Below are 12103 nucleotides of genomic sequence, written 5' to 3'. Positions count from 1 at the left end.
CCTTCCTTGTTGATAGGAAGGCTTTTCACTTTATCCCTTAATCGCTCCCTCCGCAATGCCCTCCATGATGAATTTTTGGAAGAACGAATAGATCAGGATTACCGGGATGGAGGTCAGTACAAGTGCGGCCAGAATGAGCGACCAGTCCTTGTTATACTCCCCGAACAGCATGTTTGTCGAAAGAATCAGGGTGTAGTGGTTCACATCCGTCAACATCAACAATGGAAGTAAAAAGTCGTTCCAAATCCACAGGAAATCCAAAATCGCAATCGTGACAGTGATCGGCAGCAGCAAAGGAAATATAATCCGGAAGAACGTTTGAAACTCATTACAGCCATCCATCTGTGCCGATTCCTCCAGCTCACGCGGGATGGATTTGACAAATCCGTGATACAAAAAGATCGCCATATTCACACCCAAACCGATATAGATCAGTGCCAAACCATACGTACTGCCTTGGACGGACAAATCCTTTGCCATCCGTGTAAGCGGTATCATAATGGAGTGAAACGGTACCAGCATGGATGCGACAAACAGGAAGAAGATTGCACTGCTCATTTTTCCTCGTGTACGAGAGAGCTTGTAGCCCGCCAGCGCCGAACAGATCACGATGCCGCCTATTCCAATAAAAGAAATAATCGTGGAATTGAGGGCGCTATTCAGCAAATGGGTCTGGTGAAAAGCCTGACTGTAATTTTCAAAATGAAGCTTCGTCGGCAGCGACGTAAAGGATGCGAACATCTCACCCTGCGTTTTAAAGGAATTAATCACCGCCATGTAGATCGGGAAGAAGGACACCACAGCGCCCACGCAGAGGATCAGCGTAATCAGCAAGGAATTAGCTTTTTTCAGCCTCATGCCTCCACCTCCCTCTTCTTCATCACACGTAACTGGATCAGCGTGAAGATCAGCACGATGGCGAACAAAATAACGGATTTAGCACTTGCGTAACCATAACGGAAGTTGTTGGAAAACGCCTCCTCATAAATGTTCATCGTAATTACCTGCGTACTGCGCCCCGGCCCTCCGCCAGTCAGTCCATAGACGACCTCGTAGACTTTGAAGGCACCGTTCAGGGTCAGGAAGAAACAGATGGTAATCGCATGGGTAATCATCGGCAGCGTCACACTTCTTAACGTCTGGAACGCGTTCGCCCCGTCAATAATAGCGGCCTCCTTCAAGCTTTGCGGTACACCTTGAAGCGCAGCCAGATAAATGATCATCATATAGCCGACACCATTCCAGAGCGATACAATAATAATGGAAAAGAAAGATACCTTCGGATCGCCCAGCCACGATTGGCCCAAAACGGCGATAGCCGTCTTTTCGGCGATCTGTGGCAGCACGGAGGAAAACACGAACGTCCACATAAATGCGCTAATAATGGTACTGATCATATTGGGCATAAAAAATATCGTCCGAAAAAATCCTTTGGTGCGCGTACGTGATTCAATCAGCACCGCCAGCACCAACGCCAGCACATTTTGCAGTACAATCATGACCAGTACATATTTGAGCGTGAACCAGAGGGAATTGAGAAAATCCGGGTCTTCCTTCAGCGCCTCGACAAAGTTTCCCAAGCCGATAAAGCTGTAATTCGGATTCAATCCGTTCCAGTCTGTAAAGCTGTAGTACATGCCGCTGATCGTTGGAATAAGCAGGAAGATGGCGTAAAAGATCAGCGCCGGGGCGGTAAACGCCAGCAGCATCACGTATTTTTTATAGATTTTAAAGGGCATGGAGCCTCCCCCCTCCTGATGTAATTCTATAGGTTTCCGTTACTTGTTTACTTTGTTATACGATTTCCATGCCTTATCCAGCGCCTTAATCACGTCATCCTGCGAGAGCTGGCCTGCATAATAGGATTGCAGCGATTTGCCTGCCTCATCCTTGACCGCTTGCGGGATGGACGGATCTTGATACGACTTGCCTGCTTTCACATATTCGGTAGCGTCATTGACCCAAGGATAGCTTTTGAACGTATGCACTTTAGAGATCGGATTGAATTTCAATGATTCATAGAACGCGCTGGAATCCTTGTCGTCCAATACATAGTTTACAAAATCGAGTGCAACCTCTTTATTTTTGCTTGTAGAGGATACAGCCAGCGAAGTCGAAGTGGACAGATTGATCAATGTCGCATTCGGATCATCATTGATTGGCAGCGGGGCTACTCCAAAATCCATCTTCGGATCAGATTTCAAAATCGTTTCCGCAAACCACGGTCCCTGAATCCACATCGCCGCTTTCCCCGCAGCAAAGGCCGCCGATCCATCATCCCCGCCGATTTCCAGCGCCTTGTCTGTACCGTTGCTGTTCACCAGATCAATAATGTCGAACATACTCTTCATTTCGGAAAAAGAGCCTTTGTCCTGATTCATCCGTTCGATAAAATCCTTGTTCTGTGTGTTCATCATCGCACCCGCTGTCAGCGGCACGAATAACTGTGGAATCCAGGATTCCTTATAGGACAACAGGAACGGCTTCACATTATTAGCTTTGAGCTTCTCGACCACAGCCTTCATTTCGGTCAGCGTTCCCGGTGGCTTCAAGTCCAGGTCCTTAAATATCTTTTTATTGTACAAGTAGCCCCATGAAATCGTTTCCAAAGGAACTGCCACGACCTTGCCGTCTTTCGTCGTCACCGAAGGCTTCACACTATCCATTAATTTGCTGACAAACGGCTGACCGGACAAGTCCTCCAAATATCCCGCTTTATAAAACGGAGGAATTTCATTCACTGCATGCAGGGCGAACACATCCGGCGCATCGTTGGATGCAAGTCTCGTCTTCAAAATTTGTGCTGCATTGTCGGCAGGCGGCATCTCCAGTTGCACCGTAACGTCGAGATTTTTATCTTTCTTTTCCTTCGCTACGAATGCGTTAATATATTTATCGTAATGCTCCTTCAATCGGGGCTGTGCGATAAACATTTTGAGATTAACCGTTTTGCCGTCTCCACCGGAACCGCTGCTGTCACTACCTGAAGAATTCGCTCCACACCCGGCCAACAACGTGCCAACCAGCATTGTGCTCAATACACCTTTCCACATTTTCATGCAAAATGACCTCCCCTAAGTTGAAAATAACTGTGACCCACTGCTAATCAGTTGTTATTCAGTACAGCCATGCTGTCGGTCTTCAACCTCCAATGATGCACCTGTGTGAGCTGCATAGAGGCTAAATCCCTTTGTGCTGCTTGTTTTGTATACGCTTTCATTATAGGGTGGGAGGTCACTTCTGCCATTGGACACCATTAGCCTGTTGGGTTGGATTTTTTTAAACTACGGCTGTTAACAGCGTACATCATTGCTCCTTCCTCATTTCACCGGGAGCCATGCCAAAATGCTTTTTAAACACCCGGTAGAAATACGATACGTCCTCATATCCCGCCATCTCCGCCACCGCTTTAATCGAAATCTGTTTATCTGCCAGCCACTCACGCGCTTTTTCCATTCTCCGCTGCACGATATAGTCCGTTACATTTTGACCATACTCCTGCTTGAATACCTTGCTCATATACTCCTTGCTGACAAAAAAGTTTTTCGCCAGTTGCTCCAGTGTAATCGGCTCGGCAAAGTGGCTGTCCATATAGCGCCGAACCTCCTCCAGATTCAGCTTGTTCTTATACTTCCGCTGTCGAATGAGCTGCTCCAGCTCCTGCACATAACATGCTGACACGAACTCCAGCGCACGATCCGCAGAGGATAGCGTGTCCTGCGAAAGCGGAAATCCAGCCTTGGCGGTGGGCGTATCCAGTCCGTTGGACGTTGCCAGCTCTTTAAGCTGGGAAAGAAGCTCCTGCACCAGCCTGCCCAGCATATGCGGACCAGGTTCCCCGTAGCTCTCCAGCTCCTGCAAGATTTGCTTGCAGGTCATTTGTACGCCTTCCCGGTTCAGCTCATTAAAATAAAGTCGCAGCAGTTGCTTATACCGGGACAGCTTGTGGAAGAACTCATAGTCCAGCTCCGCCACCTCCTGCTGCTGTTCCGCTGCCTTGGCTTCCAGATCGTCTTTGCATTTAAGCAGCACCGCATTCAGCTCGACAGGATTGACGGGCTTCAGCAAGTAATCAACGGCCTTGTACCGAATGGCATGTTTGGCATACGCGAAGTCGTCATAGCCGCTCACGACAATGATTTTCATATCGGGAAAATGGTTATTCAGCGCTTGCAGCAGCTCCACTCCGTCCGCGCCCGGCATACGCATGTCGGTAATCACAATCTGCGGGGATAATTCCCCGGCCAGCCTGAACGCCTCATCCCCGTCCTCAGCCTCACCAACCACCGACATTCCAAGCCTTTCCCATGCGCCGAACGTCTTTAGAATATCCCGGTTCCACGGCTCATCGTCGACAATTAATACCCGGATCATCCTTTTCCCTCCCCTGCTGATGTGAATGGAATGCGGATGGTGACACATGTACCGATTCCCGGCTCACTGTCTATCGTCACCCCGTAATTCACTCCAAAATTCATCCGTATCCGTGAAGCCACATTGCTTAATCCGATATGGCTACCCTGCGCCCAGATCGGCTCCTCCGATGCATGTTCCAGCCGTGCCCGTACTTCTTCCAGTCTGTCGGGTGCCATGCCGCTACCATTATCGCAGACTGTAATGCATATGTCTTCTTTCATAATCTCTACCCGAATTCCCACCCGCCATGCTCCAGCCTTACGATCCAGACCGTGCTGAAACACATTTTCCAGCAACGGCTGAAGCGACAGCTTGGGCAGACGAACATCCAGCGCCTGTTCATCCGTCTCCACCTGAAACACCAGTCGTTGCGGAAACCGCCGCTGCTGGATGCGCATATAGTGGCCTACATGGTCAATTTCCGCGCGTAAAGTGGCCATATCCTGCGGCTCCCGTACCACGTAGCGGAACATCTCACTCAGCGACCGAATCACCTCATACGTGTCCTCCGGCTTTTGGGAAAATACCATGCTTCCGATCATTTGCAGCGTATTTTGCAGAAAATGGGGGTGAATCTGCGCCTGGAGCGCTTTTAGCTCAGCCGTCTTTTTTTGCAAATTCATACTGTATTCCGTCTGGATATGCTCGCGGATTCGTCCTGCCATGCCATGCAGACTTCTTTCCAGCAACCCAATCTCATCCGGGCGTATACTGGGTTCTCCGGCAGGTCCCTTGATCATATCCAGTTCCTGCACCGAACGCGCCAAATGAACAATCGGACGTGCAGTACGCCAGGCAATAAAAACAGCAATGCAGATCGAAACCAATATGGAGATCCCGCCTATAATAATACCGTACAGCATGGTCGAAAAAGCGCTGTGGTTAATGGAGGAAGTAGGTACGATTTTGACCAGCCGCAGCCCTACCACATCCAAATCATTATAAAATACATAATTACCGGCTGTCTTGATCATTCCCGGACCCGGCCGAACATCACGCAGTGCTGTTAGTACCTCCGCAGGAGGCGACTGGTGAACCTGCGACGGATACATCACCTTTCCATCTGAACCTGTAATAAAAACCTGATGCTGGTCTCCCCGCCCCAGCAAACCCAGCGTCTGATCGAATTGGGACCACAGCACATCCAGCGAAATAGCTCCCGTCTGCTTCTGATCCTCAAAACGGCGAATACTGCGGGTCAGTGTAAATCGTTCCGGTGCAGCGTGGCTTGTGCGAATCGAATAATCCTTATTCGCTTTCCACATCTCGGCATACTGAGCGGGTATACCGTTCACTGTCGTAATGGCATTTTGCATTCCATTGAAGGTAAACAGCGTTTGCGGCTGCTTCAAATAGAGCTGGATGCCGATCACATGGCTCCCGGCCGAATAATATACATTCGCCAGCGTATTGAGCATTTTTCGCTGTGCATTAAATTGGCTGGAAAGATTGCCCGGCTCACGCTCATTCAAATAATCACTCAGATCGGGGCTGATCTGAATGCTGTAAATCAGGTGGTTCAGACGATCTAACTGGTCACTGACATAGATTCCCGTCCATTTCATATTGGACATATTCGTCTCCACCACTTCGGTTTCCATCGACGCTCTGCTTTTTTCCGCAGCCAGCGCCGTGACGGCAATAACCGGCAGCACAGAAAGGACGATCATCGTCAAAATCAGCTTGAGTTGAATGCTGCGTCGATACGGGGCCGTCAGTGCCCGAAACCAGCGGACTACTCGGGTTGGCATAGTGATGCTCTCCTCTGTTCAGCCATATGCGAAAACGCCCCGCTATACGCAGGGGCGCTCATTTTCCGGGTATTCCCGGCTGGACACATATATGATTTCATTTATATGTCAATTTCAGCTCATTACTCATCATTTACGCTTCTTCGATAATTATAACACTCCAAGGCTCTAATTGAAGCGTTTGTCCTTGAGTAACTATCTGCTCCCCGATCAGCTCCTTGCCGTCTCCATGCGGATACATAACTGAGCCTGCTTGTTCGGAATAGTTAAAATAATACCGAACCGTCCGTCCCAGCTCATTTGTACCGGATTTAACAATGATCGGATACGACGTTTCCTGGTCCACTCCCCACACTCCCGCCTGCTTCGCGACAGAACGGAATAGCTCACGAATGACCGCCGAGCTTACGACACAGCCGATGTAGGTCGCCGTTCCCTGACCATAGCGATTTTGCGTAATTGCGGCATATTTACCCCAGTGCGGATGGTCGTAATAAGCCAACACCTCGGCAGTTGTCGGTGTAATCAGTTCCATCCACGTATCTACCTGATTGTCCTCCGGTGTCACCTCAAAAGGATTATCTTTAAGCGTTACATTCTTCGGCTCCACGAACAGGCTGTAATGAATGCCGCAGGCTTCACTAATCACGCCCGGCTGCCGGGAGGTTCTCACCTGCACATGCTCATCGGTAAACCCGCTTCGGAACGTGTATACCACATGACCGCCGTTTTCCACATAACGGTTCAGCTTTTCCAGTAACGCATTCGGTGCAGAGTAGAGAACGGGTACGATCAAGAGATCATAGTCGTCAAATGACTCCGTACCCGGATGAACGATATCCGTACCGATATTCAGCTTATACAGCTCGTCATACAAGCGACGTACAATGTCATTGTAATTCAGCGAACTATTCATATTGAACTTGAACCAGTTAATTGATGTCAACGCTTCATTGCTGACCAGGATGGCTGTTTTGTTTTTCTTTTTCAGGTTTACCAGATGAGGGGATAATCTTGCAAAATCCTTCCCAATCGTCTGTGCTTCCTCATAGACAGGATTGGGTTCAAAATCATGACTCAGCAGACCCTTCCAGTAGGTTTCGAAGGAATTATGGATGGAATGCCAATGCCAGTAAGCCACCATATTGGCCCCGGAAGCCAGATGACTGAACGCTTGCAGCCGCAATTGCCCCGGATAAGGAACCCAATGGGTAAAAGCCTGCGCTTCCGTTTCCAGCACCAGATAATTATTATTCTTCGTAGAGCGCGCCACATCACCACCGAAGGAAATTTCAATCCCGGTCAAATCATCCTGTGTTGGATGGTAAATATCCACTCCCGTCACATCAAATGCTTGGGATGCCGCAAAATGATCCACATCCGGCTGAATGCCGAAGGAATGGCCTCTCCACTCAAAATCAAAGTTTTGTGTAACAAATTGGTCGTCCCGCTTGTATTCATTCACGAGCGCAACCTGCCAGGCGAGGAAATCCGTGACCAGCTTGCGCTGGAATTGAGAAAATGCTGCGCCCAGGCTTCCATTAATCGTCCCGACCACCGAAGGGAAGTCCTCCCAGCTATTGATCCGATTGCTCCAGTAATCAAGTCCGAATTTGCGGTTCAGCTCTTCCAGTGATTCAAACTGCTCACGCAAATGCTTAACGAATCGCAATTGTACATTCGGCCCGCTTGTGTTGTAATGCTTCGTTTCGTTATCCGTCTGAAAACCGATGACCGCCGGATGCTGACTCACCCGTCCAATCAGCTTGCGTATAATTCGCTCGGCATGGAACAGGTACACCGGGTTCGTAATGTCCATAATCTGACGGGCCCCGTATTTCCCCGGTCCCTGAGGAGTTGTCGCCAATACGTCAGGATGCTCCTTGACCAGCCATGTCGGTACAGCATAGGTGGGCGTGCCCACGATGACCTCAATGCCCGCCTTATGCATTGCGCCCAGCACCCGATCCACAGAGGTGAAATCAAACACTCCGTTTTGCGGTTCATGCGTACTCCAGGTGGATTCGGCAATTCGAACCACGTTGATGCCCGCATCCTTCATCATTTGAATATCCTGGTCCAGACGGTCATAAGGCATATATTCATCATAATAAGCAACGCCATACAGTAGCTTTTTCATCAAGTCGTCCTCCAATATGTTCGTAATAGGGTGTCATGCTAAGCGCATTATTTTTAAACGCCGTGGCTGTTGTGCGGTTTAGACAGAGATGGAACGGTTATGGGTTTATCGGTAACACCCTGCTTCGCAGAATCAGCCTGTTGCTGATTTTTTTTCGCAATCGCCAGCCAGCCTTCTACATCCTTTTCTTTAATCTTGTACAGCCACGCGAACAGTCCTGCCGTAATCAAGGCCCCTACACCGGGAACCACCGCATAGAGCGCGAATATCCACGTCAGGACCTGTCCGGTCTGCGATACATTCGGGATATAGCCTGCAAAAGCCAGCGCATACGCGACGATTCCACTAGCTGCTGCTCCCCCCAATTTACCCGCAAAGGTTTGGGTAGCAAAAGCGGTTCCGCTGGCACGTACGCCTTTTTTGAACGCGCCATATTCGACGCAATCAGCGGTAAACATCGGTACCATGAGCTGTGGTGCGGAACTGAACAAACCAAACAGAACGGCGAATACACACACCACAATGGGATTGCTGTAACCGATTGCAAACAAGGACAAGCCCGTGGTAAACAATCCAATCAAGCTGACGACATTCACTTTCCACTTGCCGAATCTTTTAATAATCGGTGGTAAAATCAACGCGGTGAGCAGTTGCACACCCAACGAAATGAACATGAGCACTGAAATGTAAATGGGATTCTTCAAGTTGTAGATGGCAAAATAGCTGACGACAATCCCTTGCAGATTGGTCATGGACAGCATCATAAATGACATCAGGTAGAACAGAAGCTGTTTATTTTGTAATGGATACGTCACAACTTGCTTAAGTGTAACCTTCTCCGCCTTATTAGAATAACGCTCTTTGACATTAAAGCGAGTAAAGTTCATTAATATCAAGCCCGCGATGGCAACGATAAGCGCCAAAATCGGCCAAGATATCTGATTGGCCACAGCGACCGAAGACGAGGAGATCACCATAAAAGCCAGAAAGACCATCGTCCGCCCTCTGGACATCAGCAGGTCACGTTCGTGCGTGTTTTTCGTCATCAGTGTAGCCAAACCGAAACCGGGCGCATCACTGATCGTATAACACATTTCCCATGCCAGATAAGTGACGGCGATGTAGATCACCTTAACGGTAAGAGACGCATCACTGGGAACGAGAAAAATAAGTACCGTAAGTATTGGCAAAATGATGGAGGCCAGATTCGTCCACGGCTTGAACAAACCGCCCTTGAGATTGGCCCGGTCGATAATCACGCCAAAGATTGGAGCGCTAAGTGCATCCCATATGCGGGCTAACACGAATAAAGTACCGATAATCGAAACAGAAATGCCGACATAATCCGTATAAAATAGCATCGCAAATGAGGCGACCAGACAGAGAATTGCGTTGCTTCCCAGAAAATAAACATAATAGGATACACGTTCTTTTGATGTTGTCTCCATAGCTCCTCCTGATTACAATATGGTATCGCTTTCAAATCATCTTTATATAAGCGCTTTCTCTTTATGTAAAAGCTTATATTAGAGCATTTGTAAACGCTCTTTTATTATAGTTAAATGTTAGGTACAATGAGATTGTCTAAGCGGTGTAAAATTTGCCCTAATCGAAGGTGATCTTATGATATTGAATCCTGAAGTTGATCCAGCTCTATTCGAAAATTGCCATTGGCTTCCTATCATTGACTGGAATGTGAAATTTTTTGGCGCTCATATTCACCGGGTCAAAGCAGACTGGTGTATGCCGGAAGAGTCACATATCGGTTTTGAAATTGTACTGATTTTGGAGGGTCGTCAGGAGACGATCATGGAAAATAACGTGTATTCGGTTGGTGTCGGCGATATTCTGATCATTCCGCCGGGATTCAAGCATGTGAGTCAATGCGCTTCCCCAGACGGGATGTATTATTTCAGTACTCATTTTAATGTGGATGATCCGTTGTTCCGTCAGGAGATGATTAAGAGCAATCAGCTCTTTTTCCCGGCGGGTACTGAAACGAACATGAAGTTGCAAAAGGTCGTGCACAGCTGGATTGGCATGATGCAGGAGAACGGAGAATATACGACAGCGGATCGTTTTCGCATGCAAATAGCCTTGTTTGAGCTGTTCGGAATATTCTCGCAAATGATATCTACCGGGATGGAGCCTACGCTTTCGCCCTCATCCGTTCAGTATGCCAAGGCGATTATGGAGGCCATTCAATCAAGGTTCAAGCCTTATCGGGATGATGAATCTGCTGAGCCGACGTTCCGTATTGAGGATGTGGCAGCCTCCCTCGGGATCAGTCCTGGATACGCACAGGAGGTATTCCGCAAGGTATACGGCTATTCGCCGCGTCACTACCTGTCGGAGACAAAGCTGCACGAGGCGAAGGTGCTGATTCAGCAGCCCAATCTGCCGCTGAACAAGATAGCTTCCCTGCTCGGCTACTCCAGCTTGGCCCATTTCAGCAGACAGTTCAAGCGCTGGACCGGCACCAGTCCGCTCAAATACCGCCAAACGCTGAGTCCAGTTACTGAGCAGGATTAAGGTTGGAATCATTCAAAATCACAAAAATAACAGGTGGTTCCTAATTAAAGGAAAGGTACCCGTAGAGGCATCTGATTTTAAATAATAAAAATATAAGATACTGCTCATTCAATATAATTGCAAAAAGGCGCGGGTTAAAAATAGCAGAATGCCGCGCCTTTTTACATCACAACCTTACATCCCCTATATGCTGGTGTACCACATACATCATTCCCATCAAAAACAAGGCCAGCCCCAAATAACCGATCCCGAATTTCCAGCGTGATGACGTGGGTACCTCATAATATTTATCATTTTCAAACGGAATGTAATCCATCTCACACAACAATTTAAGCTGATACGCATCCGGTGTCGGGATATGCTCCACACCATTCAGCCTTACATCCTGGACAAGACACTGCTGTGGCAGCAAAAGCGTCTGCTCCACATCAAGACTTTCCATATACACCGTCACATATTGCTGCCCTTCCAGATCCGAGTAGGTATTAAAGGATAGTCTACGAGTATGCTCCGGTCCGGGCAGTGGGTATCCTTGCTCATAAAGATGCTGTACATTAACCAGCGGCTTTTGCAATAAAGATTGGACCTTGACCTCTCCTTTATTGCGTTTCACATATTTTTTGTACAAATCGTAGGCAAAGAGCGCCCATATCAGGAAAAATAAAAAGGATTTTAAATACACAATGACGACGATTCCACCCAACAAGCCTACTAGCCATAACCACCGTGTTACTGCCGTGGAAATCCGTCCTCCGTCAAGCGGATGAATAGGCAGCAGATTGATCAGATTCAGAAAAAAACCGATATACGCCAACGCATACAGTAATGGACTATCTGTTGCATAGGCTCCTGCGTATACCGCCATAGCACCAACCGTGCCCAGTAACGGGCCACCCATCGCCACGTATGCCTCTGTTTGCGCATCCAACGGATGCCGTTTCATCGTAATCAGCGCACCCAGAAAGGGAATAAACAACGGTGCCGACACCGGAAGCCCTTTGCGCTTGGCAGCCCATACATGCCCCAGCTCATGCACAAACAATAGCAACACGAATCCGACCGCAAATCCCCACGGGTACAGAAGCGCATAGAAGCCAATCGTCGTCGCCATAGATATCAGCGCACCGCCGAATTTACCGAATTTCAAAAGAGCCAGCAACGACTTCCCTTTCAAAAGAAGCAGCGCCGCCGCACTGCCTAGATACCATTTGGATGAGCCGGATTTGGACTTAGCCTCTTTATCTTCTTTTTGCAACAGCATCCG

At 48.4% G+C, this 12103-nt stretch carries 9 protein-coding genes; 1 reads left to right on the top strand and 8 read right to left on the bottom strand.

From position 1 onward, the window contains the following. Positions 1-30 precede the first annotated feature (30 nt). From ACWXW9_RS25155 to ACWXW9_RS25125, 7 genes are all read right to left on the bottom strand, one after another. Positions 31-858: a carbohydrate ABC transporter permease gene (locus tag ACWXW9_RS25155; protein WP_494931647.1), complete on the bottom strand. Its 828-nt coding sequence runs from the start codon at positions 856-858 to the stop codon at positions 31-33. Beyond that, positions 855-1739 carry a carbohydrate ABC transporter permease gene (locus tag ACWXW9_RS25150; protein ID WP_134911271.1) on the bottom strand — a complete coding sequence of 295 codons (885 nt, stop codon included), beginning with the start codon at positions 1737-1739 and terminating at the stop codon, positions 855-857. Before ACWXW9_RS25150 ends, ACWXW9_RS25155 begins: the two co-directional genes overlap by 4 nt. A 39-nt stretch (positions 1740-1778) precedes the next feature. Further along, complete coding sequence (locus ACWXW9_RS25145; RefSeq protein ID WP_494931646.1) at positions 1779-3059, bottom strand: ABC transporter substrate-binding protein; 1281 nt, start codon at positions 3057-3059, stop codon at positions 1779-1781. Positions 3060-3306: 247 nt separating this feature from the next. Further along, positions 3307-4374 (bottom strand): response regulator transcription factor, encoded by a 1068-nt coding sequence (locus tag ACWXW9_RS25140; RefSeq protein WP_494931645.1) that lies wholly within the window; start codon positions 4372-4374, stop codon positions 3307-3309. Further along, positions 4371-6167: a sensor histidine kinase gene (locus tag ACWXW9_RS25135; protein ID WP_494931644.1), complete on the bottom strand. Its 1797-nt coding sequence runs from the start codon at positions 6165-6167 to the stop codon at positions 4371-4373. The genes ACWXW9_RS25140 and ACWXW9_RS25135 overlap by 4 nt, the downstream gene beginning before the upstream one ends. Positions 6168-6300: 133 nt before the next feature. Then, the gene (locus tag ACWXW9_RS25130; protein ID WP_494931643.1) at positions 6301-8307 is read right to left on the bottom strand and encodes a beta-galactosidase; all 2007 of its coding nucleotides are present in this window, start codon (positions 8305-8307) and stop codon (positions 6301-6303) included. A gap of 53 nt (positions 8308-8360) precedes the next feature. After that, positions 8361-9755 carry an MFS transporter gene (locus tag ACWXW9_RS25125; RefSeq protein ID WP_494931642.1) on the bottom strand — a complete coding sequence of 465 codons (1395 nt, stop codon included), beginning with the start codon at positions 9753-9755 and terminating at the stop codon, positions 8361-8363. Between the two features lie 175 nt (positions 9756-9930). On the opposite strand from ACWXW9_RS25125, the gene ACWXW9_RS25120 reads away from it, so the two are divergent. Continuing rightward, on the top strand, positions 9931-10839 hold the full coding sequence (locus tag ACWXW9_RS25120) for an AraC family transcriptional regulator (protein ID WP_494931641.1): 909 nt from the start codon (positions 9931-9933) through the stop codon (positions 10837-10839). Positions 10840-11005: 166 nt separating this feature from the next. Here ACWXW9_RS25120 and ACWXW9_RS25115 read toward each other — a convergent pair whose 3' ends face one another. Further along, the gene (locus ACWXW9_RS25115) at positions 11006-12094 is read right to left on the bottom strand and encodes a site-2 protease family protein (RefSeq protein WP_494931640.1); all 1089 of its coding nucleotides are present in this window, start codon (positions 12092-12094) and stop codon (positions 11006-11008) included. Positions 12095-12103 lie beyond the last annotated feature (9 nt).

The organism is Paenibacillus sp. LT-B23 (assembly GCF_059417685.1).
Note: the sequence above shows the minus strand (reverse complement) of the source record. Positions and strands in the feature narration are given on the sequence as shown.